General features: G+C 63.6%; 21 protein-coding genes and 1 pseudogene. 7 read left to right on the forward strand and 15 right to left on the reverse strand.

Annotated features, from left to right (window positions below):
• Nucleotides 1-119 precede the first annotated feature (119 nt).
• From ACODS9_RS17775 to ACODS9_RS17785, 3 genes are all read left to right on the forward strand, one after another.
• Nucleotides 120-1,925, forward strand: a complete 1,806-nt coding sequence (locus tag ACODS9_RS17775) for a phenylacyl-CoA dehydrogenase (RefSeq protein WP_046857407.1) — start codon at nt 120-122, stop codon at nt 1,923-1,925.
• A gap of 267 nt (nt 1,926-2,192) precedes the next feature.
• Nucleotides 2,193-3,479: a GGDEF domain-containing protein gene (locus ACODS9_RS17780; protein ID WP_046857406.1), complete on the forward strand. Its 1,287-nt coding sequence runs from the start codon at nt 2,193-2,195 to the stop codon at nt 3,477-3,479.
• Between the two features lie 130 nt (nt 3,480-3,609).
• Complete coding sequence (locus tag ACODS9_RS17785; protein WP_489094401.1) at nt 3,610-5,388, forward strand: acyl-CoA dehydrogenase C-terminal domain-containing protein; 1,779 nt, start codon at nt 3,610-3,612, stop codon at nt 5,386-5,388.
• A 384-nt stretch (nt 5,389-5,772) separates the two neighbouring features.
• Here the strand turns inward: ACODS9_RS17785 and ACODS9_RS17790 are convergent, their stop codons facing one another.
• Nucleotides 5,773-6,696: a LysR family transcriptional regulator gene (locus ACODS9_RS17790; protein ID WP_489094402.1), complete on the reverse strand. Its 924-nt coding sequence runs from the start codon at nt 6,694-6,696 to the stop codon at nt 5,773-5,775.
• A 210-nt stretch (nt 6,697-6,906) separates the two neighbouring features.
• On the opposite strand from ACODS9_RS17790, the gene ACODS9_RS17795 reads away from it, so the two are divergent.
• Together ACODS9_RS17795 and ACODS9_RS17800 are read left to right on the forward strand one after the other, a co-directional pair.
• Nucleotides 6,907-8,184, forward strand: coding sequence for an aspartate aminotransferase family protein (locus tag ACODS9_RS17795; RefSeq protein WP_102681907.1), 1,278 nt, complete (start codon nt 6,907-6,909; stop codon nt 8,182-8,184).
• A gap of 155 nt (nt 8,185-8,339) precedes the next feature.
• Nucleotides 8,340-8,498: a YqaE/Pmp3 family membrane protein gene (locus ACODS9_RS17800; RefSeq protein WP_009681539.1), complete on the forward strand. Its 159-nt coding sequence runs from the start codon at nt 8,340-8,342 to the stop codon at nt 8,496-8,498.
• Nucleotides 8,499-8,529: 31 nt separating this feature from the next.
• Here ACODS9_RS17800 and ACODS9_RS17805 read toward each other — a convergent pair whose 3' ends face one another.
• From ACODS9_RS17805 to ACODS9_RS17855, 11 genes and pseudogenes are all read right to left on the reverse strand, one after another.
• On the reverse strand, nt 8,530-10,341 hold the full coding sequence (locus ACODS9_RS17805; RefSeq protein ID WP_489094403.1) for a S9 family peptidase: 1,812 nt from the start codon (nt 10,339-10,341) through the stop codon (nt 8,530-8,532).
• A complete protein-coding gene (gene pqqE, locus ACODS9_RS17810) occupies nt 10,322-11,470 on the reverse strand; it encodes a pyrroloquinoline quinone biosynthesis protein PqqE (RefSeq protein WP_489094404.1) in 1,149 nt (382 codons plus the stop codon). The genes ACODS9_RS17805 and pqqE overlap by 20 nt, the downstream gene beginning before the upstream one ends.
• Nucleotides 11,442-11,717, reverse strand: coding sequence for a pyrroloquinoline quinone biosynthesis peptide chaperone PqqD (gene pqqD / locus ACODS9_RS17815; protein WP_046857401.1), 276 nt, complete (start codon nt 11,715-11,717; stop codon nt 11,442-11,444). The genes pqqE and pqqD overlap by 29 nt, the downstream gene beginning before the upstream one ends.
• Nucleotides 11,714-12,451 carry a pyrroloquinoline-quinone synthase PqqC gene (gene pqqC / locus ACODS9_RS17820; protein WP_217869718.1) on the reverse strand — a complete coding sequence of 246 codons (738 nt, stop codon included), beginning with the start codon at nt 12,449-12,451 and terminating at the stop codon, nt 11,714-11,716. Before pqqC ends, pqqD begins: the two co-directional genes overlap by 4 nt.
• 27 nt (nt 12,452-12,478) lie before the next feature.
• Nucleotides 12,479-13,390: a pyrroloquinoline quinone biosynthesis protein PqqB gene (gene pqqB, locus ACODS9_RS17825; protein WP_046857399.1), complete on the reverse strand. Its 912-nt coding sequence runs from the start codon at nt 13,388-13,390 to the stop codon at nt 12,479-12,481.
• 73 nt (nt 13,391-13,463) lie between these two features.
• On the reverse strand, nt 13,464-13,535 hold the full coding sequence (pqqA, locus tag ACODS9_RS17830; RefSeq protein ID WP_003243383.1) for a pyrroloquinoline quinone precursor peptide PqqA: 72 nt from the start codon (nt 13,533-13,535) through the stop codon (nt 13,464-13,466).
• Nucleotides 13,536-13,704: 169 nt separating this feature from the next.
• Nucleotides 13,705-16,020, reverse strand: a complete 2,316-nt coding sequence (gene pqqF, locus ACODS9_RS17835; RefSeq protein ID WP_489094405.1) for a pyrroloquinoline quinone biosynthesis protein PqqF — start codon at nt 16,018-16,020, stop codon at nt 13,705-13,707.
• A gap of 96 nt (nt 16,021-16,116) precedes the next feature.
• Nucleotides 16,117-16,899, reverse strand: a complete 783-nt coding sequence (locus ACODS9_RS17840) for a carbon-nitrogen hydrolase family protein (RefSeq protein WP_489094406.1) — start codon at nt 16,897-16,899, stop codon at nt 16,117-16,119.
• Between the two features lie 16 nt (nt 16,900-16,915).
• Complete coding sequence (locus tag ACODS9_RS17845; protein WP_401107786.1) at nt 16,916-18,598, reverse strand: flavin monoamine oxidase family protein; 1,683 nt, start codon at nt 18,596-18,598, stop codon at nt 16,916-16,918.
• Nucleotides 18,599-18,758: 160 nt separating this feature from the next.
• Nucleotides 18,759-19,073, reverse strand: a complete 315-nt coding sequence (locus ACODS9_RS17850; protein WP_023630006.1) for a helix-turn-helix domain-containing protein — start codon at nt 19,071-19,073, stop codon at nt 18,759-18,761.
• A pseudogene (locus ACODS9_RS17855) lies at nt 19,051-19,412 on the reverse strand (toxin). The gene ACODS9_RS17850 and the pseudogene ACODS9_RS17855 overlap by 23 nt, the downstream one beginning before the upstream one ends.
• Before the next feature lie 453 nt (nt 19,413-19,865).
• On the opposite strand from ACODS9_RS17855, the gene ACODS9_RS17860 reads away from it, so the two are divergent.
• Nucleotides 19,866-20,156 carry a DUF3077 domain-containing protein gene (locus tag ACODS9_RS17860; protein ID WP_263159527.1) on the forward strand — a complete coding sequence of 97 codons (291 nt, stop codon included), beginning with the start codon at nt 19,866-19,868 and terminating at the stop codon, nt 20,154-20,156.
• Between the two features lie 5 nt (nt 20,157-20,161).
• Here ACODS9_RS17860 and ACODS9_RS17865 read toward each other — a convergent pair whose 3' ends face one another.
• Nucleotides 20,162-20,623: an Lrp/AsnC family transcriptional regulator gene (locus ACODS9_RS17865; RefSeq protein WP_094011516.1), complete on the reverse strand. Its 462-nt coding sequence runs from the start codon at nt 20,621-20,623 to the stop codon at nt 20,162-20,164.
• 146 nt (nt 20,624-20,769) lie between these two features.
• On the opposite strand from ACODS9_RS17865, the gene ACODS9_RS17870 reads away from it, so the two are divergent.
• Nucleotides 20,770-21,465 carry a CatB-related O-acetyltransferase gene (locus ACODS9_RS17870; RefSeq protein WP_401107792.1) on the forward strand — a complete coding sequence of 232 codons (696 nt, stop codon included), beginning with the start codon at nt 20,770-20,772 and terminating at the stop codon, nt 21,463-21,465.
• Nucleotides 21,466-21,519: 54 nt separating this feature from the next.
• Here ACODS9_RS17870 and ACODS9_RS17875 read toward each other — a convergent pair whose 3' ends face one another.
• Nucleotides 21,520-21,891, reverse strand: a complete 372-nt coding sequence (locus ACODS9_RS17875) for a hypothetical protein (RefSeq protein WP_094011514.1) — start codon at nt 21,889-21,891, stop codon at nt 21,520-21,522.
• Between the two features lie 166 nt (nt 21,892-22,057).
• Nucleotides 22,058-23,578 carry a trypsin-like serine peptidase gene (locus tag ACODS9_RS17880; RefSeq protein ID WP_489094407.1) on the reverse strand — a complete coding sequence of 507 codons (1,521 nt, stop codon included), beginning with the start codon at nt 23,576-23,578 and terminating at the stop codon, nt 22,058-22,060.
• Between the last annotated feature and the right edge of the window lie 244 nt (nt 23,579-23,822).

Raw genomic sequence — 23,822 nt, forward strand, 5'->3', positions numbered from 1 at the left:
CCTCCTTGACAGCGAGGCCTCCTAAACGTAAGTTTCAAACAACTGTTTGACCGAAAGCCGCCAAGAGCTGGTCGGTACCCGCGGTCTCCCTACCGAACTCATCACAGAGGTTCATCGCAATGCCTGATTACAAAGCCCCCTTGCGTGATATCCGCTTCGTCCGCGACGAACTGCTCGGCTATGAGGCGCATTATCAGAGCCTGCCGGGCTGCCAGGACGCCACGCCCGACATGGTCGACGCGATCCTGCAGGAAGGCGCGAAGTTCTGTGAAGAGGTACTGGCCCCGCTGAACCGCGTCGGCGACCTGGAAGGCTGCACCTGGAGCGAGGCGGGCGTGAAGACCCCGACCGGCTTCAAGGAAGCCTACCAGCAGTTCGTCGAAGGCGGCTGGCCGAGCCTGGCCCACGACGCCGAGCACGGCGGCCAGGGCCTGCCTGAGTCGCTGGGCCTGGCCCTGAGCGAAATGGTCGGTGAGTCGAACTGGTCGTGGGGCATGTACCCAGGCCTGTCCCATGGCGCGATGAACACCATCTCCGAGCACGGTACCCCCGAGCAGCAGGAGACCTACCTGACCAAACTGGTGTCCGGCGAATGGACCGGCACCATGTGCCTGACCGAACCGCACTGCGGCACCGACTTGGGCATGCTGCGCACCAAGGCCGAACCTCAGGCCGACGGCAGCTACAAAGTGTCCGGCACCAAGATCTTCATCTCGGCCGGTGAACACGACATGGCCGATAACATCGTGCACATCGTCCTGGCCCGCCTGCCCGATGCGCCGGCCGGCACCAAGGGGATCTCGCTGTTCATCGTGCCGAAGTTCCTGCCCAACGCCGAAGGCGGCGCGGGCGAGCGCAACGGCGTGAGCTGCGGCTCGCTCGAGCACAAGATGGGCATCCACGGCAACGCCACCTGCGTGATGAACTTCGACAGTGCCACCGGCTACCTGATCGGCCCGGCCAACAAGGGCCTGAACTGCATGTTCACCTTCATGAACACCGCTCGACTGGGTACCGCGCTGCAAGGCCTGGCCCACGCCGAAGTGGCGTTCCAGGGCGGCCTGAAATATGCCCGCGATCGCCTGCAGATGCGCTCGCTGACCGGCCCGAAAGCACCGGAAAAAGCCGCTGACCCGATCATCGTCCACCCGGACGTGCGCCGCATGCTGCTGACCATGAAGGCGTTCGCCGAAGGCAACCGCGCCATGGTCTACTTCACCGCCAAGCAGGTGGACATCGTCAAGTACAGCCAGGACGAGGAAGAGCGCAAGAAGGCCGACGCGCTGCTGGCCTTCCTGACCCCGATCGCCAAGGCATTCATGACCGAAGTCGGTTTCGAGTCTGCCAACCACGGTGTGCAGATCTACGGCGGCCACGGCTTCATCGCCGAATGGGGCATGGAGCAGAACGTACGCGACAGCCGTATTTCCATGCTGTACGAAGGCACCACCGGCATCCAGGCGCTCGACCTGCTCGGCCGCAAGGTGCTGATGACCCAGGGCGAGGCGCTCAAGGGCTTCACCAAGATCGTTCACAAGTTCTGCCAATCCCAGGAAGGCAATGCCGCCACCAAGGAGTTCGTCGAGCCGCTGGCCGCGATCAACAAGGAGTGGGGCGAGCTGACCATGAAGATCGGCATGGCCGCGATGAAGGACCGCGAGGAAGTGGGTGCCGCTTCGGTGGACTACCTGATGTACTCCGGCTATGCGTGCCTGGCCTACTTCTGGGCCGACATCGCCCGCCTGGCAGCCGAGAAACTGGCGGCCGGCACCAGCGAAGAGGCGTTCTACACCGCCAAGCTGCAGACTGCGCGCTTCTACTTCCAGCGCATCCTGCCGCGTACCCGCACCCACGTGGCGGCCATTCTGTCCGGCGCCGACAACCTGATGGCGATGAAGGAAGAAGACTTCGGTCTGTCCATCTAAGCCAAGACGGTTGCACGAAACCGCCTGCCCTTACCGGCAGGCGGTTTTTTTTTGCCTGCGACTTTGCGCGAAGCCGCTTGGCGCGGGGCACACCCATGCCCCGTGATGGAGTACGTCTATAGGGGAATGTCGCATCCAGTTACGAGAAAGTCTCAAGCTGGCCGCCATCCTTGCCGTTAAAGCGTCCGTAAATTCATCTATTCATGTGCGCTGCCGATGAAGTAGGGGCACAATGCCATTATTGATCTGCCGGGTCGGAGATTACCCTTGTTTCGTCTATCCGCTGTACGCGCGAGCCACTTCCTGCCTTCGCTGATTCTGTTGTTGGCAGGGCTTGCGGCAGCCTATGTGAGGGACCTCAGCGTCTTCTTCACATCGCTGTTCAACGTTCTACCCACCTTGGTGCTTTTGCTGGGGGGCGCCTACTGTGCCGTGTACCGCCGCCAGCGTGAGCTGTTCCTGATGGTCACGGTGTACATCGCCTATTTCCTGCTCGACACCCAGACCGACTTCTACCGCGACAATGGCCGGGTCCGCGAGGATGCCGCGGTGATCTTCCACCTGGTCTGCCTGTTGTTGCCGGCGCTGTTCGGCCTGTATGGCGCCTGGCAGGAGCGTACGCACCTGGCCCAGGACCTGCTGGCCCGGTTCGCCGTGCTGTTCGCCGTGAGCAGCGTGGCGGTGGCGCTGGAGCAAAGTTTCCCCGAGGCGCTGCTGGGCTGGCTGGCCGAGATCCGCTGGCCCTCGCTGCATGGCCAGTGGATGAGCCTCATCCAGTTGGCCTATCCGCTGTTCCTGGCGGTATTCATCCTGCTGGTGGTGCAGTACCTGCGTGAGCCCAGGCCGTTGCATGCCGCGCAGATCATCGGCCTGATCGGCATCTTCTGGATGCTGCCCAAGACCTTCATCCTGCCGTTCACCCTGAACATCATGTGCAGCCAGGTGATGCTGATGATCGCCGCCGCGGTATCCCATGAGGCCTACCAGATGGCCTTCCGCGACGAGCTGACCGGCCTGCCGGGGCGGCGCGCCCTGAACGAGCGCATGCAACGCCTGGGGCGCAACTATGTGATCGCCATGACCGACGTCGACCACTTCAAGAAATTCAACGACACCCATGGTCACGATGTCGGCGACCAGGTGTTGCGCCTGGTTGCCAGCCGCTTGTCCAAGGTGACCGGGGGCGGGCGCGCCTACCGTTACGGTGGCGAGGAGTTCGCCCTGGTGTTCGCCGGCAAGACCGCCGAAGAATGCCTGCCGCACCTGGAGGCGGTGCGCGAGATGATCGCCAACTATGCGATCCAGTTGCGCGACCAGAACAGCCGACCGCAGGATGACTCCACCGGTCGCCAGCGCCGTGGGGGCGGCGCCAACACTACGGTGTCGGTGACCATCAGCATCGGTGTCGCCGAGCGCCAGGTCGAGCACCGCAACCCCGACGAAGTGCTCAAGTCCGCCGACCAGGCGCTGTACAGCGCCAAGGGAGCGGGGCGTAACTGCGTCATGACCTTTGGTCAGCAGTCGCGGCGTGGGGCCGTGCGCATGGCGGGTTAGCGCGTGACTATGCCTGACCATTCGGTCGCATGATGACCCTATGTCTCGTAAAAGTTGTTCGGTTACACTGCGGTCATCCCAGTGCCGCGGCCTTCACGGGCCGCCCCGACCCTTATAGCGAGAGGTTGTCATGGCTGAATATAAAGCGCCCCTGCGCGATATGCGCTTCGTCCTCAATGAAGTCTTCGACGTGGCCACGCTCTGGTCGCAACTGCCCGGCCTTGCCGAGGCAGTCGATGCCGATACGGCCATGGCCGTGCTGGAGGAGGCCGGCAAGGTCACCGGCAAGACCATCGCGCCGTTGAGCCGTGCCGCCGACGAAGAGGGTTGCCACTGGGACAACGGCTCGGTGCGCACCCCGGCGGGCTTCATCGAGGCATACAACACTTATGCCGAAGGGGGCTGGGTCGGCGTTGGCGGCGATCCGCTCTTCGGTGGCATGGGCATGCCCAAGGTCGTTTCCGCCCAGGTCGAGGAAATGGTCAATGCCTCGAGCCTGGCCTTCGGCCTGTACCCGATGCTGACCGCCGGCGCCTGCCTGTCGATCAACGCCCACGCCAGTGAAGCGCTCAAGGAAAAGTACCTGCCGAACATGTACGGCGGTGTCTGGGCCGGCTCCATGTGCCTCACCGAGCCCCACGCCGGTACCGACCTGGGCATCATCCGCACCAAGGCCGAGCCCCAGGCTGATGGCAGCTACAAGGTCAGCGGCACCAAGATCTTCATCACCGGTGGCGAGCATGACCTCACCGAGAACATCATCCATCTGGTACTGGCCAAGCTGCCGGATGCACCGGCAGGCCCGAAAGGCATCTCGCTGTTCCTGGTGCCCAAGTTCCTGGTCAACGAAGATGGCAGCCTCGGCGCGCGCAACCCGGCCAGTTGCGGCTCGATCGAGCACAAGATGGGCATCCAGGGCTCGGCCACCTGCGTGATGAACTTCGACGAAGCGGTCGGCTATATCGTCGGCGAGCCGAACAAGGGCCTGGCGGCCATGTTCACCATGATGAACTACGAGCGCCTGGGTGTCGGCATCCAGGGCCTGGCCTCGGCTGAGCGTTCCTACCAGAATGCCGTGGAATACGCCCGTGACCGTCTGCAGAGTCGCGCCCCGACCGGCCCGCAGGCCAAGGACAAAGTGGCCGACCCGATCATCGTCCACCCGGACGTGCGGCGCATGCTGCTGACCATGAAGGCGCTGACCGAAGGCGGCCGCGCGTTCTCCACCTATGTGGCGATGCAGCTCGACAGCGCCAAGTACAGCGAAGACGCCGCGACCCGCAAGCGCAGCGAGGAACTGGTGGCGTTGCTGACCCCGGTGGCCAAGGCCTTCCTTACCGACCTGGGCCTGGAGTGCACCGTGCATGGCCAGCAGGTCTTCGGCGGCCATGGCTACATCCGCGAATGGGGCCAGGAGCAGCTGGTGCGCGATGTGCGCATCACCCAGATCTACGAAGGCACCAACGGTATCCAGGCACTGGACCTGGTCGGTCGCAAGGTGGTGGCCAGTGGTGGCGCCTACTACAAGCTGTTCGCCGACGAGATCCGCGAGTTCATCGGCGCCAGCGCCGCTGACCTTGGCGAGTTCACCAAGCCCCTGGCAGCCTCCCTCGACCAGCTCGACGAGCTGACCAACTGGGTGCTGGATCAGGCCAAGGGCAACCCCAATGAGATCGGCGCGGCTTCGGTCGAGTACCTGCACGCATTCGGTTATGTCGCCTATGCCTACATGTGGGCACTGATGGCGCGTGCCGCCAAGGCCGGTGAAGGGGATGCTGATTTCTATGGCGCCAAGCTGGGCACGGCACGGTTCTACTTTGCCCGCCTGCTGCCGCGAGTTCATTCGCTGGCAGCTTCGGTAAAGGCCGGTAGCGAGTCGCTGTACCTGCTGGACGCTGCGCAGTTCTGACCCCGCCGGGCTGCCTGGCAGCCCTGTTGCGGCATGAGGCCGCCCCCACACCGGATGCAATTTCGGCTGCGGGGGCGGCCTTTTTGTTTGGTCGGCGGCGCATGTTTATGAATGGATCTCTTTTGTAAGCTTTGGCTTACACGACGTAGTGACGTTTCGCCTCTTTCCTAAGATTGGATCCACGGTTACTCTTTCTTACATGGACGTAGCGCAGGACGCGCAATGGACAGAGCAGGACGCCTTACAAGGAAGTTGCGCAGGAAGCGCGAAAAGATAGAACAGGGACAAGAAGGATTTCCTGCCAGGATGGCGGGATGATAGGGATGTCGAAGGGAAACAGTCTGGAGAACCCCGCTTAGGCGGGGTTTTCTTTGTGCGCGTGTTTCAGCCAAGCGCGTCCAGCGGCGATATCCCCAGTTGGCGTGGGTCGGCCTCCTCCTCCAGCAAGCTGCGCAGCAGCTCGACCGAGGCCTGTTGGCGTTGCGCGTCACGGAACACCAGGCCTACCTTCAGTGGAATACGTGGCTCGCTGAGGGGCTTCCACAGTAGCTCCTGGTCGTCCTGCGCGGCATCCTTGGCCCGGCCCGGCAGGATGGTCACCAGCGCCGTGTGCGCCAGGCTGTCGAGGATCCCCGCCATGTTGTTCATCTCGGCCTGCACCTGCGGCCTGCGCCCTTGGCTGGCCAGCTGCGCCTTCCAGATCTGGCGGATCTGGAATTCCTCGCCAAGCATCAGCATCGGCAACTCGGCCGCCTGACGGATCGAGACCTTCTTGAAGTCCTTCAACGGGTGGCTACGGGGGATGACCAACTGCAGTTCATCTTCGTACAGCAGCAAGCCATGCAGCCCTGGCTGGCGTGGCGGCAGGTAGCTGATGCCGATGTCCAGGCTACCGTTGAGCAGGCGCCGCTCGATCTCCGACCCCGACAGTTCATAGATCTGTACCACCAGGTGCGGCTGGGCTTTGCGCACCCGCTCCAGCAACTGCGGCACCAGGCTTGGTCGCACGGTCTGCAGTACGCCGATGGCCAGGGTGCGCAGCGACTGGCCCTTGAAGTTGCCCATGGCCTCATGGGCCCGTTGCAGGCCATCGAGCAAGGGCACGGCGTGGTTGTACAGGGTATGCGCGGCTAGCGTGGGCAGCAGGCGTTTGTTGCTGCGTTCGAACAGGCTCAGGTCGAGGCTGTGCTCCAGCTGGCGAATCTGCTGCGACAGCGCGGGCTGGGACAGCGACAGGCGTTCGGCGGCGCGGCCCACATGGCCTTCTTCATAGACCGCGACGAAGTAACGCAGTTGGCGAAAATCCATAAGTGATACTTATCGAAAAAGCTGAGAAAACGAAATGGCCGCGAAACGACCAGAGGCCTAGTCTATCGCCGTATTCCAACGGGTTACAGCGCTTATCCCGGCGATTGTTACCCCAGCTGAAAAACACTTTTGATAGGCAAGGCAGAATATTCAATTCCGGCGCCAGACCGGAACCTTGAACGCCCACCACCGTGATTGGCCGGAGTCCCGATGAACCTGTTCAACCTGCGCCGTTCGGCACCCGCTGTCGCTGAGCCCGAGCGTGCCTCGGTGAGCGTGCCCGCCGCCGCGCAGTGCTCCCGCGAGCGACTGATGCCCAGCATCGAGCGTGCGCCGCACGTGTTTGTGCGAGGCCAGGGGTCGTGGTTGTGGGACGACGAGGGTCACGCCTACCTGGACTTCACCCAGGGTTGCGCGGTGAACAGCCTGGGTCACAGCCCGAGCGTGCTGGTCAAGGCCCTGGGCGACCAGGCCCAGGCCTTGATCAATCCTGGCGCGGGCTACCACAGTCGCGGCCTGCTGAACCTGGTCGAGTTGCTGTGCCAGCGTACCGGCAGTGATCAGGCCTACCTGCTCAACAGTGGCGCCGAGGCCTGCGAGGGTGCGATCAAGCTGGCGCGCAAATGGGGTCAGCTGCACCGCAACGGCGCCTATCACATCATTACCGCGAGCCAAGGCTGCCATGGGCGCACGCTCGGGGCGTTGTCGGCGTCCGACCCGCTGCCATGCAACCGTTGCGAGCCCGGCTTGCCGGGCTTCAGCAAGGTGCCGTTCAACGACCTGGCGGCGCTGCATGCGGCGGTCGACTCGCGCACCGTGGCGATCATGCTCGAGCCGATACAGGGTGAGGCCGGCGTGATCCCGGCCACCCGTGAGTACCTCCAGGGTGTCGAGCGGTTGTGCCGTGAGCTGGGCATTCTGCTGATCCTCGATGAGGTGCAGACCGGTGTAGGACGTTGCGGCGCCCTGTTGGCAGAAGAAACCTACGGCGTGCGGGCCGACATCATCACCCTCGGCAAAGGCCTGGGCGGCGGTGTGCCGTTGGCCGCGCTGCTGGCCCGCGGGCGTGCCTGCTGCGCCGAGCCGGGCGAGCTGGAAGGCAGCCACCATGGCAACGCATTGATGAGCGCTGCCGGGCTGGCTGTGCTGCAGGCCGTGCTGGAGACGGGGTTCTTCGAACAGGTGATGGACAGTGGTCGCCACCTGCGCGATGGCCTCAGCCGCCTGGCTGGTCGCTACGGCCAGGGCGAAGTGCGCGGCCAGGGGCTGTTGTGGGGGCTGCAACTGCGTGAGGGTGCCGCGGCGCAGCTGGTCGAGGCTGCGTTGCAGGAAGGCTTGCTGCTCAATGCGCCGCAGGCCGACGTGGTGCGCTTCTCGCCGGCATTGACCGTGAGCAAGGGCAACATCGACGAGATGCTCTTGCGCCTGGCCCGGGCGTTCACCCGGCTGCATGCCCAACAGCACAATCGCCGTGAAGTGCCGGCCTGACCCGGCAGCCGACGTACAGAATTTCAACGAACCGTCTCGCGTTCCTGCGCATCGCCTCTGGTCTGAAATACATGGCCAGGGGCGTTTTTTTGCCCGGTGGAACCTCCGGCAGGTGCGGCTAGTCTGTGTTGATACACCTTCAAGGAGCGCATTGCATGGACTTCATCCGCATCATCATCGCCATCATCCTGCCGCCGCTGGGCGTTTTCCTCCAGGTAGGGTTCGGTGGCGCGTTCTGGCTGAACATCCTGCTGACCTTGCTGGGTTACATCCCCGGGATCGTGCACGCGGTGTACATCATTGCCAAGCGCTGAAGACTGGGGCTGCGTAGCAGCCCCAGGTGAGTTACCGGCCTAGCAACCGGCAGTAGAACTTCCACTCTTCCTCAAGCGCATGCGCAAGGTTCGCCGCCTGGCGGAAGCCATGTCGCTCGCCCGCGTAGAAATGCCCCTCGGCCTCGATGCCATTGGCCTTGAGGGCTTCAAGCATGCTGCGTGTCTGTTCCGGTACCACCACCGCATCCAGTTCACCCTGGAAGAAAATCACCGGTACCTTGATTCGCCCGGCGTGCAGCAATGGTGTGCGCTGGCGATATCGCTCGGCATCGCGTTGCGGGTCGCCGATCAGCCAGTCCAGGTAGTCGCCTTCGAACTTGTGGGTAGCTCGGCCCAGCGCTTCGGGGTCGCTGACGCCGTACAGGCTGGCGCCGCCACGGAACACATCCTGGAAGGCCAAGGCGCACAGGGTGGTGTAGCCCCCGGCGCTGCCACCGCGGATGAAGGCCTGGGCCGGGTCGATCAGGCCCTGCTCGGCAAGATGCCTGACTGCCGCGCAGGCGTCCTCGACGTCGCATTCGCCCCAGCACAGGTGCAGCGCCTGGCGATAAGCGCGACCGTAGCCGCTGCTGCCTCGGTAGTTGAGGTCGGCGACGGCGAAGCCGCGTTGGGTCCAGTACTGGATGCGCGGGTCGAGCACCGGGTAGCAGGCCGAGGTCGGGCCGCCATGGATGAACACCACCAGTGGGGGTAGGCCGGCCGTACCTTGCATGGCTGGATAGAAGAAACCGTGGGCCGAGCCATCGCCACTGGCATAGCGGATCGGCTGTGGGCGGCTGATGCATTCCACCGGCAGTACCTCGGCGCCGCCTGCCAGTACTTCGACTTCGTGGCTGCGCCGGTCGATGGCGATCACCGCTGCTGGGCTGATCGGCGAGGCGGCCACTGCATAGATCCGCTCCTTATCCAAGGCCAGGCTACGGAACCGCGTGTATGCACTGGCATAACGTTCCACTTCGCCGCTGTCGCGGCGCAACCCCAGTTGCCCGAAACCGCCCTCGAACCAGCTGGCCAGATAGCTGGTGGCGCCGAGGGCCAGCCAGGTGCTGGCGCCTAGCTGCCAGGGAGCGGCGGCGTGGTCTGCGGATGTGGCGGGCAGGCGTTGCCAGTGTCCGTCGAGTTCGCCCCAGGGTTGCCAGAAACCGTCGCGATCGGAAAGGCAGTACAAGCGGCCTTGCTCATCGAAGCGGGGCTGCTGCAAGGATTCGTCCTGCGCGGCGACGCAGCGTGCCGCGCCCCAGGCGCCAGAAGATTCGCGTTCCCGGCACATCAGGCGGGTGACGGTCCAGGGTTGCGCCGGCCGGTCCCACTCGATCCAGGCCAGGCGGCATCCATCGTGGCTCAGTGTGGGGGAGGCATAGAAGTCGGCGCCTTCTGCCAGGATCTGCCGATGCTCTGCAGTGAGACCCACAAGACGATGCTCGACCTGCTCCCCGTGGTGTTCCTCGACGGCCAGAACCAGGCCCGCATGCCACTGCACATCACCGTAGCGGCGGTCGTCGGCATGGGTGAGCCGGCGCGGCAAGCTGCCGTCCAGTGCCTGCAGGTAGACCTGCTGGTCCTGTTCGTTGACGAACACCAGCCCTTCGTCGCTCAGGCTGAAGCTGCCGCCACCGTACTCGTAGACCCGGCTGCGCACACTGAACCCGTCCGGGGTCAGGCAGCGTGCCTGGTGGTCGCGCCAATGCCAGATCCGACAAGCGCCATCGGCGGGCCGGAACTCGTTCCAGAACACACCGTGTTCGCCGACCTTCAGTTCGGCGAAGTCGGTCCCGGCGGCCACCGCCTGGGTGGCGCTGAACTCAGCCGCGGGCAATGACATGGGAGTTGCGCTCGTTGCGGAAGGTCATCTGTTCAATCTCCAACGTGGCGTGCTCGGCTTCTTCGCGGGCCTTGAGGATGATGCCGTGGTCCGGTGACTTGGCGCACACCGGGTCGGCCTTGCTGGCATCGCCGGTGAGCATGAAGGCCTGGCAGCGGCAGCCGCCGAAGTCCTTTTCCTTCTCGTCGCACGAGCGGCACGGCTCGGGCATCCAGTCATAGCCCCGGAAGCGGTTGAAGCCGAACGAGTCGTACCAGATGTGGCGCAGGTCATGGTCGCGCACATTGGGGAACTGCACCGGCAGCTGGCGCGCGCCATGGCAGGGCAGGGCGGTGCCGTCCGGGGTGATGGTCAGGAACAGGCTGCCCCAGCCATTCATGCAGGCCTTGGGGCGCTCTTCGTAGTAGTCGGGGGTGACGAAGATCAGCTTGCACGGGCTGCCTTCGGCCTTGAGCTTGTCGCGGTACTCATTGGTGATGCGCTCGGCCCGTTCCAGCTGGGCGCGGGTCGGCAGCAGGCCAAGGCGGTTGAGGTGCGCCCAGCCGTAGAACTGGCAGGTAGCGAGCTCCACGAAGTCGGCCTCAAGGGCGATGCACAGCTCGATGATGCGGTCGATCCGGTCGATGTTGTGCCGATGGGTGACGAAGTTGAGCACCATCGGGTAGCCGTGGGCCTTCACTGCCCGAGCCATCTCCAGTTTCTGCGCGAAAGCCTTCTTCGAGCCGGCCAGCAGGTTGTTCACCTGCTCGTCGCTGGCCTGGAAGCTGATCTGGATATGGTCCAACCCGGCCTGCTTGAACGCGGCGATCTTCTGCTCGGTCAGGCCGATGCCGGAGGTGATCAGGTTGGTGTAGTAGCCCAGGCGCCGGGCTTCGCCGATCAGCTCGGCGAGGTCCTGGCGCGCCAGCGGCTCGCCGCCGGAAAAACCGATCTGCGCGGCGCCCATCTCGCGGGCTTCGGCCATCACCTTGAACCACTGCTCGGTGCTCAGCTCCTTGCCCTGCTCGGCGAAATCCAGCGGATTCGAGCAGTACGGGCACTGCAGCGGGCAGCGGTAGGTGAGTTCGGCCAGCAGCCACAGCGGCAGGCCGACCGGTACCTCAGGCGAGGGTGATCCAGTGTTCGGCACGGGCCACCTCCATGAATTGCTCGATGTCGTCGGCGACTTCGGGCACACCGGGGAACTGCTGTTGCAGCTCGCCGATGATCGCGGCGACGCTGCGCTGGCCATCGATCAGCCCGCCGATCAGGCCGGCGCTGTCGTTGAGCTTGATCATCCCCTCGGGGTATAGCAGCACGTGGCCCTTTTGCGCGGGCTCGTACTGGAAACGATAGCCGGGGCGCCAGGCGGGCACTTGTTGACGGTCGAAACTCATAGGGCGATCCCCTTGTGCCAGACCCGCTCGGCGGTGACGCTGTGGTACGGCGGGCGGTTCAGTTCATAGGCCATGCTCATGGCGTCGAGCATGCTCCACAGGATATCCAGCTTGAATTGCAGGATCTCCAGCATGCGCTCCTGCCCTTCGCGGGTGGTGTAGTGCTGCAGGGTGATCGCCAAGCCGTGTTCCACATCACGCCGGGCCTGGCCCAGGCGGGTACGGAAGTATTCATAGCCGGCCGGGTCGATCCACGGATAGTGCTGCGGCCAGCTGTCCAGGCGCGACTGGTGGATCTGCGGGGCGAACAGTTCGGTCAGCGAGCTGCTGGCGGCCTCCTGCCAGCTGGCGCGGCGGGCGAAGTTGACGTAGGCGTCGACGGCAAAGCGCACGCCGGGCAGCACCAGCTCCTGGCTGCGTAGCTGCTCGGGGTCCAGACCCACGGCCTGGCCCAGGCGCAACCAGGCCTCGATGCCGCCGTCCTCGCCGGGTGCGCCGTCGTGGTCGAGCAGGCGCTGGATCCATTCGCGGCGGATTTCGCGGTCCGGGCAGTTGGCCAGGATCGCCGCATCCTTCATCGGGATGTTCACCTGGTAGTAGAAGCGGTTGGCCACCCAGCCCTGGATCTGCTCGCGGCTGGCGCGGCCTTCATACATCGCCACGTGGTAGGGGTGATGGATATGGTAATAGGCGCCCTTGGCGCGCAGGGCCTGCTCGAACTCGGCAGGGGACATCGGCGTTGCGTCGCTCACAGGGCCTCCTTACAACTCGATACTCATGCCATCGAAGGCGACTTCCACGCCGCGGCGCTGTACTTCGGCACGTTCCGGCGAGTCTTCGTCGAGGATCGGGTTGGTGTTGTTGATATGGATAAGCACCTTGCGCTGACGTGGGAAGCCGTCCAGCACCTCGAGCATGCCGCCTGCGCCATTCTGCGCCAGGTGGCCCATCTCGCGGCCGGTGCGGGTGCCGACGCCGCGGCGCTGCATCTCATCATCCTCCCACAGGGTGCCGTCGACCAGCAGGCAGTCGGCGCCATGCATCATCTCCAGCAGCTTGGCGTCGACCTGGCCCAGGCCCGGCGCGTAGAACAGCTTGCCGCCGGTGCGGGTGTCCTCCACCAGCAGCCCGAGGTTGTCGCCGGGGTGCGGGTCGAAACGGTGCGGCGAATAGGGCGGCGCGGCGCTGCGCAGCGGGAAGGGAGTGAAGCGCAGGTTCGGGCAGGCGTCGATGACGAAGCTGCCAGCGAGCTCGATGCGGTTCCACACCAGCCCGCCGTTCCAGTGGCTGAGCATGTTGAACAGCGGGAAGCCGGTGGTCAGGTCCTGGTGGACCATGTCGGTGCACCACACCTGGTGCGGGCAGCCTTCGCGCAGGCTGAGCAGGCCGGTGGTGTGGTCGATCTGGCTGTCGAGCAGGACGATGGCATCGATACCGGTGTCACGCAGGGCACGGGCCGGCTGCATTGGCGCGAAGGCCTGGAGCTGGGCGCGGATGTCCGGTGAGGCATTGCACAGGATCCAGTGCTCGCCGTCGTCGGACAGGGCGATGGACGACTGGGTACGCGCCGTGGCGCGCAGGGTGCCGTCGCGGTAGCCCTTGCAGTTGACGCAGTTGCAGTTCCACTGGGGGAAGCCGCCACCGGCGGCGGAACCGAGAATCTGGATGTACATGCGCGCCCTCGTAAACGCTGATCCGAAAAACGACAACGCCCCGGCGGGCCGAGGCGTCGTAACGCACTGCCGCTTAGCGGTTGGCGAAGTACATGGTCACTTCGAAGCCGATACGCAGGTCAGTGTATGCAGGTTTGGTCCACATGGGTTTGCTCCTTCCGGATGGGTTTGAGGTGGTCGGTTCATTATTGGGTTCTCTCAGGCACGAGAGGTTCCATTGACCGAGATTGCGCTATCTTACAAGAAAAAATTGTACCGAAAGGTTAATTATTCGAAATGTGCCCTTGCACAAACGGTAACAATCCTCCCATGCGTCATCGCCATTTTGCGTCTGGGGCGGCGGCATTGGCCATGCACAGCCAACCGTGCCTGGCGTCGATGAGTTGCTGCAGAAGTTCGTCCAACTGAGCTTGTTCGACGTTGAGAATAGACCGCTGCATGCGCGAAAGGTCCGGATTATGTGTCGCCATATGTGCCTGCCAGGCCCATTGCACGACATCGGCGTTGCTCATCGCCGCTTCGTCGAACTGGTCTGCCAACTGCGCACGGGCAGCGGCGTCCAGCGTGGCACCATGGCGCAGCAGATCCAGCAGGTGGCCAAGGATCTCTGCGTGGCTGGCGTGCGGCGATTGCACGCCGAACAGGAGTCCACCGTAGCCTTCGATCTGACGAAAGGCGCTGAACACTGCATAACCCAACTGCAACTCGACGCGCAGGCGTTGATAGACCGGGCCTTGCAACAGCTGGGCGAGCAGGCGACCGGTGGGCTGCAGATGCGCAGGCAACGGGCAGAACAGCAACAGTGCGGGCTCGCTGCCCGGAGTCTGGATTTGCCGCCAGTGGCGTCCCTGGATCGGGCGTGGCGCTGAAGGCTCGGCAGGCTGGCCCATGAGGCCTTGCAACACGGTTCCCAGCGCCCCCTGCTGCGCCGCGTCGAATCCTTGCGCCAACCCCTGCCACCGAGCCTGCTGCCAGAGTGAATCGAGCTGCGCCTGGTCCGGCGTGCAGGACGGTAGTGGTTGCATTGCGTCCATCAGCAAGGTGTCCGGCAGTGCCTTGAGCAAGGCGCGGATCGGTATCAAGGGTGCTTCGGCTGCTGCTGGCGCGTGCCAATGCTGCCTGGCAGGCGCGCGCAGCAACGCGAGCGCCTCTTGCGTGGCGTTGATCACGGCCAGGGGATGCCCCGCCAGGCGCAACTGCCAGTACTCACCGCAGGCCTCGAAGCCCAGTTGCAATGCCGCCTGCGTGGCACGCTCGCGCAACGGTCGGAGGCTGTGCTCGAGAACGGTCCACAGGCGTTGGCGCAGAGGTGACGGAACCTGCCAGCGCAGGTCCAGGGCCGCGAACTGGCGTGCTGGCGGCAGGCAGTGGCCGATACCGAGCGCGGCTGGCAATGCCCTGCCGATCGTGGGCAGTGCGTCTGCCAGCAGTGCTTCCTCGGGGGGCAGTTGCCAGTCTCCCGCAACCATGGATGGCAGGTCGGCCAACAGTGCATCGAAGGCGGTCAGGCCTTGGGCGGACAGGCCGCTGAATGGCCGGCCGGCGCTGTCGCGCTGGGCCAGTTCGAGCGCGCTGCCAGCTTGTTCCCGGCGTTGCTGCAGTTGAGTGAAGCGCAGGTTCAGCTGTCCCGGATCCTGCTGTCGTAGGAAACCCAGCCAGCCATGCAGCAGCGCCCGGGCCTCGGCCAGGCAGGCCTCGTCCGACAGCTGCAACTGGACATGCCAGAGCAGCTGCCCGGCATGGGCGTGGAGTTGTTGCGCCTTGCAGTCCTGCAGCCAGCCCCGTTTGCGCAAGGCATCCAGCCAACCGCCAAGCCGGCTGTCGGTGAGCTGGGCCAGTAACAATTCAAGCGCCTGCTCTGCGCCTTCCGGCGCGCGGTCATGGGCGAACAGCCAGTCATGACGGGCACCCCATGCAGTTGGCTGGCGCAAAGGCGCTTCGAGCAAGGCGGGCGGCGGATTGCGGACGGTGCTCGCACCCTGGGCGAACAACTCGCCGTATCGTCTGCCCAGTTGTGCCAGCTCATCCAGTGACTGCGGACCGACCAGGCTCAAGGTGAGCTGCTTGCCTTGATAGTGGCGTTGATGGAACAGTCTCAGCCCTTGCTGGAAGGCCGGGCTTTCCAGCGGCAGGCTGTAGCGGTTGCCGGCATGGAAAGCGCTCAGCGGATGGCGCGCCGACACCGATTGCAACAGGGTGAACTGGCGTTGGGCTTCGGGGTTGCGCGACCAGGCGATGAACTCGGCATGAATCACCTCGCGTTCGCGGCGCTGGCGCTCGATGGCGAAGTCCGGTTCGGCGAGCATCTGGCACAGACGCTCCAGCCCGCCAGCCAGCGCCGTGGGCGGCACTTCGAAGAAGAAGTCGGTGGTGCGTTCGCGGGTGCTGGCGTTGACCTGGCCACCCAGGCCCTGGACATAGCGCATGAGGCCGTCGTCCAGCGGGAAGCGCGCGGTGCCGAGGAAGAATAGGTGTTCGAGAAAGTGTGCCAGGCCCGGCCAGCACGCCGGGGCATCGTGGCTGCCGGCATGCACCCGCAGCGCTGCCGCAGCGCGCTTGAGGCGCGGGGCATGGCGCAGGGTCAGGCGCAGGCCGTTGGCAAGGGTAAGGTGGCGGATGGCGTCGGACATGACGCCATGCTAGCGCGCAATGCTGAGGTTGTCTGTTCTGGCTGGCCCCCTACGGGAGCCGGCTTGTCGTGGCGATGGACCGCAATGTGGCCCCAATCAGTGCAGATCCCGACGCAGGTCCGCCAAGTAGGGAAACGCTTCCCGCCCTTTCAATATCCGCTCGCGCTGCAGATCTGCCAGCAACAGTCCTTCCTCGTGGCCGGCTATCGCCAGCACATCGCCGTCCGGCCCGATGATGCTGCTCTGCCCGCAATACTGGATCTCGCCCTCGCTGCCGCAGTAGTTGGCATATACCAGGTAGCACTGGTTCTCCTGCGCCCGCGAGCGCACGGTCACCTGGCAGACGAAGTCGTAGGGCGCCATGTTCGCTGTCGGCACCAGGATCAGCTCAGCGCCGTTCAGCGCCAGGCGCCGGGCGTTCTCCGGGAACTCGATGTCGTAGCAGATCAACAGACCGACCTTCCAGCCGTCCAGCTCGACTACCGGGAAGTGATCGGCGCCCGGGCTGAACATCGAGCGGTCGAGCTCACCGAACAGGTGGGTCTTGCGGTAGTTGCACAGGCTGCGGCCATGGGCGTCGATCAACTGCACGCTGTTGTAGATCGCGCCGTCCTCGCCCCTCTCGGGGTAGCCATAGACGATGGCAATCCGGTGCGCCTGGGCAATCTCGACCACACTCATCGCCGAGGGGCCGTCCTCGGCCTCGGCCAGGCGTTCCACCTGGTCCAGGCCGATGTTGTAGCCGCTGAGGAACATCTCCGGGCACACCAGCAATTGCGCGCCGCGGGCAGCGGCCAGCTGGGCCTGGTGCTGCAGGCGCTCGAGGTTGCCGGGCACGTCCAATGGCTTTGGCGTGCCCTGGTACAGGGCGATGCGCATGGCGCTACTCCTTCGCTCAGTCGGCCAGGGCGATCGGACCGATCTCGTGGAACACATCGCCCGGGCCGGGGTTGTCCGGGTGGGTCTGGCCACCGAAGTGGTTGATGATACCCCACACGGCATTGAGCGACGTCTGCACCGCGCCTTCGACCCAGGCCGGGGTCCACGATACGTCGTCACCGGCGATGAAGATGCCGCGCTGCTCGGCGGGCATGTCGGCCTGCATGAAGTGTGCGTACATGCGCTGGTTGTAGCGGTAGTGGCCCGGCAGCGCGCCCTTGAAGGCGCCGAGGAAGTGCGGGTCGGCCTCCCACGAGATGGTGATCGGATCGCCGATGATATGCCCGGCGATATCGGTCTTGGGGTAGATCTTCTTCAGCGCGTCGAGTGCCAGTTGCACGCGCTTTTCGGTCGGGTGCGGCAGCATCTTCAGGGCGTCGCTCATCCAGGCGTAGGACAGGCAGATCACCCCCGGCTTGTCGTCGCCGTTGTCGAACAGGTAGGTGCCGCGGGTCAGGCGGTCGGTGAGGGTCATGCTCATCAGGTCGCGGCCGGTCTGCGGGTCCTTGTCCTTCCAGAACGGGCGATCGACCATGACGAAGGTCTTCGACGACTGCATGTAGCGCGTGCGGTCCAGGGCCATCCACATCTTCTGTGAGAACAGCGACTCTTCGCAGTCGATCTGGGTGGTCAGCAGCCAGCTCTGGCAGGTGGTGAGCACAGCAGCGTAGTGGCGTACGTCACCGTAGTTGTCGGTGACCGCCAGGCGCCCATCGCTGGCGCGGGCAATGCGCTTGACCCCGGTGCGCGGCGCGCCGCCATGCAGCGTGCTGAGGCTGGTGCCCGCCGGCCAGTGGGCGCAGCGCTCCGGTACATGGCGCCAGATGCCCTGCGGCACCTGCTCGACGCCGCCGACCACCAGGTGCTGGTGGTCGTCGCAGTTGGTCATCACCACGCGGAAGATTTCCAGCATCGAGTTGGGGAAGTCCGAGTCCCAGCCGCCGGTGCCGAAGCCCACCTGGCCGAACACCTCGCGGTGCTGGAAGCTCAGCTTGGCGAACGAGCGCGAGGTGGCGACGAAGTCATAGAAAGTGCGGTCGTCCCACAGCGGCACCAGTTTGTTCCACAGGTCTTTCAGGCGCGGTACGTCGCGGTCGCGAATGGCCTGCTGAATGTCGGCGAACTGCGCGCCGCTCTCCAGGGCGTCGGCCCAGGCGTCGGCCACTTCGTGGAACAGCTGAGGCAGGTCGGCGGATTTCTCGGCGTAGTAGGTCTGGCCTTCAAGGTCGATCACCGTGCTGCCCGATGCCGACGTCAGCGGGTTGGGGAAGGGCTTGGTCTCCAGGCCCAGCTTGTCGACGTAGTGGTAGAAGGCGGTGGACGATACCGGGAAGCGCATGCCGCCCAGTTCGGCGACGATGCCGTCGGTGCCGTTGAACACCTGCGAACGCAGCCTGCCACCCAGCTTGGAAGCTTCGTACACCACGGGCTTGAGGCCCAGCTTCATCAGCTCGTAGGCCGCCACCAGCCCGGCAATACCGCCACCGACGATCGCCACCTCTTCGCCATGGCGCGCCTCGGGAATGCTGCCCAGGCCGGCCGGGTGCTCCAGCCAGTCGTCGAAGGCGAAGGGGAAGTCCGGGCCGAAGATGGTGATGGGTTTCTTGCCGTCGGCGGGGTGGCGGTTTTTCTTGTTCATGTAATGACCTTGCCAGGGGCTGCGCAGGGGGCGGAGCCTGAGTATAGAGAATGCCTGGTGGCCATTTTATGAAGTGGGGTGTTCGTTAATAAGGTGAAAACTGACGTCGTTATGTGATTTATTTCGTCTTGATGATTGATGTTTATTAAAAAATGACGAATCAGCTCAATGACGCCAGGTGCTCGACGGTTTCAGGGTACTTCTGCACCAGCCGAATCAGCGCCACGGCCTGGGCGTTGGGCTTGGAGCGGCCTTGCTCCCAGCTCTCCAGGGTGCGGGCGTTGGTGCGCAGGTACGCGGCAAACACCGCCCGGGACATGTTCAGGCGCTGGCGCAGCTCGGTCAGTTCATTGGGGGCCAGCGGGGCCAGTTCCTCGAAGGCTACCTTGTGCGAACGCAGGGTCAGTTTGCCGGCGCGCTCATCGGCAAGGGCGTCGAAACCTTCGGTGAGTTCAGTGAAGATGTTGCGTGGCATTGGTCGTCCTCATCAGGTATTCGCGTTCAAGCAGGTTCTTCAGGGCCTGGCGTTGCTGCGATGTCAGTCATCCTGGACTTCCTTTCCGTAAAGCGTGAAAAGCCAGAACTGCAGCCCAGCCTGCCACCAGTAATAGATGATCCGGGTGCCGCCTCGCTTGCCTTTATGGCGTAGTGCATCGGCGAAACGCACCTTCCTGAGGCCGCCCGTTCCCTTGATGACGTCACCCGCATGGGGATGCAGAAGCAGTACACGTTGCAGAGACCGGAAATCTTCATCGTCCAGATACTGGCTGCGAAAGCGCTCGAAAGCGGGCAGCTCGATAAATAGGGCATCCATTTTTTGTACGTGATTCGCGTATAGTTTGTGGTGAGGTTTGTGCTACGTCAATAGGGCAGATGTCATCAGCCTAAACGTGGATCGAGGGAGTGCTGGCGGGGGAGAGTTGCCGGATATGTCATTGGGAGGATGCTAGGTTTTTGTTTGTCAGACCATTTCCTACAGACGTGAAATTTAACGAGACCTATCCTACAAGCCCTGTCGCTCCGGTCTGGCTGTGCGGGTAAACCTTCGCGGTTAACTTCAGCCGGTCACCGCCTATTCGGTGATCGGGCGTGAGAACCCGGCGATCAAACTGGAGGCATGCTGTCATGGCAGCTGTGCGCGGGCAGGTTTTGCCTGGCCGGAATGTAGCCTCCAACTTCGCCGGTTCTCACCCCGCCCATGGCTGCCACCCATTCCCGTGAGAAGGTTGCGTGGTGGCCTCCTTGAGCCGGTAATGGAGGCAACACCATGAAAAAGATCGTCCCCGACCCACCCCTCACTCTGAACCCGACCACCGAGCAGTCCTTCTGCTCCTGCCAGTCCAGTCATCCCCCCATCTTTACCGTACGCCCCGGCGTCGATGCCGCCGACGCCCTGGTTCACGCCAGCATGCTGGCCCGGGCCATCCAGGAAATAGCCGACGACTATGCCCAGCACCATGCCCCCGAGGCGGGGCGGGCGATGATCTGGTCGATCCTGCATTCGGCGGAAACGGTACGGGCGCTGCTGGAGGGGCTGCTCGACGCGATGGAGGCCTGAGGGCCTCAGCCTGGCTGCCCGCGGTCCACCTTGCTGCTGAGGATGATCGACGTGGTGGTCTTCTCCACCCCGTCGAGGCTGCCGATCAGGTCGAGCAACTGGTCCAGCTGCTCCGGTGAGTCGCTGAGCAGCCAGGCCACATAGTCGAATTCGCCACTGACCGCGCACAACTGCTGGACCTGCCCCATGGCGCTCAGGTGGCGCACGATGTCCTTGCCTGAGCGCGGCTGCGCCTTGATCCCCACGTACGCCTGCAGGCCGCCGCCGATCAGGCGTTGCCCCAGGCGCACGCCATAGCCGGTGATCACTTTGTTGCGTTCCAGGCGTTCGAGGCGCGAGTTCACCGTGGTACGGGCGATCCCCAGTTGGCGGGCGAGCGTGGCGACGCTTTCGCGGGCGTTGATCTGCAACAGGGAGATCAACTGGCGATCGATGGCGTCGAGGGTGATGGAGGAGGTGGCCGGCATGGTAGGTCTCTTTTGTCGAGCTGCTAGCCTATGCAAGCGCGACCGATTCGCGCAAGGCGCCCAGGGCTGGCATTACGTTGGCAAGGCGGTACGATAGCGGGCCGCTGCCGCTCGGCAGCCTGGACCATGGCAGGAGTGATTGACCCATGAAGTTCAAGGACTGGTACTGGCGGCGATGGATTCGCCAACACGGTTGCAAGGTGAGCACGGGCATTTCCAAGTTCGGCAAGCGCGCCAGGCTGGCGCTCGAGGCCGAGGTGCGCATCGGCGATGTGGCGGTCAGCGCCGCCACCCTGGATGTCTCGATCGGGGCTCACACCTATATCCGCAGTGGCGGGTCGCTGCAGGTGGTCGAGTCGATCGGGCGCTATTGCTCGATCGGCAGCGCGGTGGTCATCGGCCAGGAAAAATACGCTCATCCCACTGACTGGCTGAGTTCCCACCCTTTCCAGTTCACCGGTACCCAGTGGCAATACGAGCCGCCGAGCACGCCGGCACGCATTGGCCATGACGTGTGGATCGGCGAAGGTGCGATGATCATGGAGGGCGTCGAAGTGGGCACGGGCGCGATTGTCGCCACTCGCGCCCTCGTGACTCGGGATGTGCCGCCCTATGCCGTGGTGGCGGGCTTTCCAGCCAAAGTCGTGCGTTATCGATATCCGGAAGCGATGATCGAGCGCCTGCTCGCATCGCGCTGGTGGGAGCGCGATACCCGGCAGTTGCTGGAGCTGCCGCTGCACGACCCTGCCGCCTGTCTTGACCGGATCAGCGGGCTGGGTGAGGCAAGTTACACGAGGATCGAGATTTCGCGGCGTGGCTGCAAGGTGCTGGCGTCGGCTTGAATCGCCGATAGACGTTTACGACCGGGGCTGCTGCGCAGCCCTGGTCGGATTTGATCAACGTGATGCGCTGGTTTGCGCCGTGGCGCAGGGCGACTTCAGGCCAGCAGTCATGCTCTCGACATTGTCGAGCATCTGGTTGCCTTTGTTGACCTTCTGCGCGTTCTCCGCAAGCTGCATGCGTTGGTCATAGGTGGCTGAAGTGCCATTCATGCTGTTCTTGGTTTCGAGCACGGAGTTGGCGATGCTGAGCAGGCTGCGGCCTGTGGAGATCAGGTTGTCGGTTGCGCTGGGCGTGCACGGGGCATTGCCGCCGGCCATCTGGCTGGGCTGCTGGCCCTGGTTGTAGGAGCCCGGTGCCACGCAACCTGCGAGCGTGGCCAGCATCGGTACAACGAGCAGGGTCCCAAGCGTTCCTTGGATGTTCATGTGACGTTCCCTCGATCACTGGGCTCCGACCCGGTGCCGAAGCGATGGAGGGATTCTAGAAACGCGGTCGTGATGGCGAAATAGAACGGGTGTGCTAAAGGCACTTTGCCGCTGCGCCGGGCATCATGCACTTATCGGCCTGAACCCGTGAAGGCGATTCCGTTGACTAGAAATCACGGGTCACAGCGGGGCCTATATTACCCGCATCGTCAGCGCCGTATGCACAGAATCTCCAGGGTCCGGATTGGTTTTCCACAGGGTACCAGTGATTATTTCGATGGCGTGCATAACCGTCTGGCGTATCGCAATCTACAACACCGGCCGGACCATGTTTCACACGCAGGGTGGTCACTTCCCACGGGACATATTCAGGCCTCACCTGGAGGTATCCGCCAAGGTCACGTTCTGAAACTCCGGGCACCATGGTTGGTGGTGTCTCGTCGATTCGTCGCAATCTCACGGTCGCATGGCTTGGCGATTGCCAAGTGCCGTTCGCACTTCTGCCAATGACACAGGCGGCATAGATCCCTTCTTGCTTGGGCATTTGCTGTGCGATCAGCGGCTGTTCTTCGATGGGGGTTGGCGCACTGTATCCGTCGATGTCGGCACAGTGGGTCGAATTGGCCAACCCGATCTTGTAACGCACGACGTCGAAACCATCGTCGATGCCTATCTTCAGATTCAATTGAGCTGGCACAAGTTCGCCATCGATCACTTCGTTACTTCGTGTCGACCAGCTGAAAGTTGTCCGCGTCAACGTCACCCCATGCCCGGGATCGAGCTGGCTCAGGTCCACCGTGCTATCGGCCTTCAGGGCCAGGGCTAGGCGTTCCACGGGGATAGCGTAGCTGCTTCCTTCACGGGGGACAGGCAGCCCCTCGCCCGTCAGTTCGCAGGGGCGACCAGGGCCACACCCCACATAACCCGGTGTCGCGGTAGTGTTCAGCACCGCAATCACGTCCTTGCCATCCTGTGCAAACACCGGTGAGCCAGAGGTGCCGCCAGCAACCCCCTGACAATCATTGGGCATGGCTTCAGACCATCGCCACGGAATATAGGCCTCGTAAATAAACTGGTACGCATCCGCTCGACACTGCGAGTACCTCAGGAAACGCTCCTCCGGCGGCACGCCAGTCACCGGAATGTGTGTCAACTCGATGGGCGTTTCTGGCGAAGTGGTCGCTGTCGCAAGGCGCAGTGGAAATACGCCGTGTGATGCCAGGTCACCGTAAGTCGAATCCAACTGCAGCACTGCCAGATCCACGTCTTTCATCGTGGCATACACCACTCGGGCAATGCCAAACGATACATGTTTTGGCTGGGTATCAATGAAAAAGGCAGGTGTAAATGACCAGGCCTTTTCTCCCGGTCGATCAACAATGACGGTATTGTCATCAGATTCTTCGACGCAATGTCCGGCCGTCAGTATCAGCGCCGGATGATCCGGAGCGGGCGTGTCCGCCCCCGCGATCAAAGTTGCCGTGCAGTTGTAGTTTCCAGTGCCAGTAAGAAGTTTGCCCACCGGGATGAAGCGCTCAGCTCCCGGATCGGTTGAAAGCAGCAAGGGCGCTTTGCTCTGTGCAGCACCCGGCATGATCGTGCGTGGGGCTTGCGCAGGGGCGGCACAGGCGGTCATGTTCGAAATTACCGCCGCTATCGCCGCCAAACGCATCCATGTCTTGCCCATTGAGTCGTCCAAGCCAAGTCTCCCGATCACATTGAGTATGCGTTGATTTCCGTCCGGTCTGGAGCACAGGTCAGGCACGAATTAACAACGTAATAGCCTGAAGGTTGTAACTTTTCGTCAGCGCAATATTGCGGTGCTTCAGGTTTAACAAGTTAGGCAGCGTTGGACATCTGGCAAAAATGCCAGGTGACAACAGGACAATTAGCGGGGATGTACGCAGGCAGAAACACAAAAGCCGCGCAGT

It is taken from the genome of Pseudomonas sp. FG36 (genome assembly GCF_057809275.1).

Coding starts and splice junctions, on each gene's coding strand:
- ACODS9_RS17795 (WP_102681907.1), top strand. CDS start 6,907: ATGAACCTGTTCAACCTGCGCCGTTCGGCACCCGCTGTCGCTGAGCCC.
- ACODS9_RS17880 (WP_489094407.1), bottom strand. CDS start 23,578: ATGGGCAAGACATGGATGCGTTTGGCGGCGATAGCGGCGGTAATTTCG.
- pqqD (WP_046857401.1), bottom strand. CDS start 11,717: ATGAGTTTCGACCGTCAACAAGTGCCCGCCTGGCGCCCCGGCTATCGT.
- ACODS9_RS17860 (WP_263159527.1), top strand. CDS start 19,866: ATGAAAAAGATCGTCCCCGACCCACCCCTCACTCTGAACCCGACCACC.
- ACODS9_RS17805 (WP_489094403.1), bottom strand. CDS start 10,341: ATGTCATTGCCCGCGGCTGAGTTCAGCGCCACCCAGGCGGTGGCCGCC.
- pqqC (WP_217869718.1), bottom strand. CDS start 12,451: ATGTCCCCTGCCGAGTTCGAGCAGGCCCTGCGCGCCAAGGGCGCCTAT.
- ACODS9_RS17785 (WP_489094401.1), top strand. CDS start 3,610: ATGGCTGAATATAAAGCGCCCCTGCGCGATATGCGCTTCGTCCTCAAT.
- ACODS9_RS17865 (WP_094011516.1), bottom strand. CDS start 20,623: ATGCCGGCCACCTCCTCCATCACCCTCGACGCCATCGATCGCCAGTTG.
- ACODS9_RS17850 (WP_023630006.1), bottom strand. CDS start 19,073: ATGCCACGCAACATCTTCACTGAACTCACCGAAGGTTTCGACGCCCTT.
- pqqF (WP_489094405.1), bottom strand. CDS start 16,020: ATGTCCGACGCCATCCGCCACCTTACCCTTGCCAACGGCCTGCGCCTG.
- ACODS9_RS17870 (WP_401107792.1), top strand. CDS start 20,770: ATGAAGTTCAAGGACTGGTACTGGCGGCGATGGATTCGCCAACACGGT.
- ACODS9_RS17775 (WP_046857407.1), top strand. CDS start 120: ATGCCTGATTACAAAGCCCCCTTGCGTGATATCCGCTTCGTCCGCGAC.
- ACODS9_RS17845 (WP_401107786.1), bottom strand. CDS start 18,598: ATGAACAAGAAAAACCGCCACCCCGCCGACGGCAAGAAACCCATCACC.
- ACODS9_RS17790 (WP_489094402.1), bottom strand. CDS start 6,696: ATGGATTTTCGCCAACTGCGTTACTTCGTCGCGGTCTATGAAGAAGGC.
- ACODS9_RS17800 (WP_009681539.1), top strand. CDS start 8,340: ATGGACTTCATCCGCATCATCATCGCCATCATCCTGCCGCCGCTGGGC.
- ACODS9_RS17875 (WP_094011514.1), bottom strand. CDS start 21,891: ATGAACATCCAAGGAACGCTTGGGACCCTGCTCGTTGTACCGATGCTG.
- ACODS9_RS17840 (WP_489094406.1), bottom strand. CDS start 16,899: ATGCGCATCGCCCTGTACCAGGGCACGCCAAAGCCATTGGACGTGCCC.
- pqqB (WP_046857399.1), bottom strand. CDS start 13,390: ATGTACATCCAGATTCTCGGTTCCGCCGCCGGTGGCGGCTTCCCCCAG.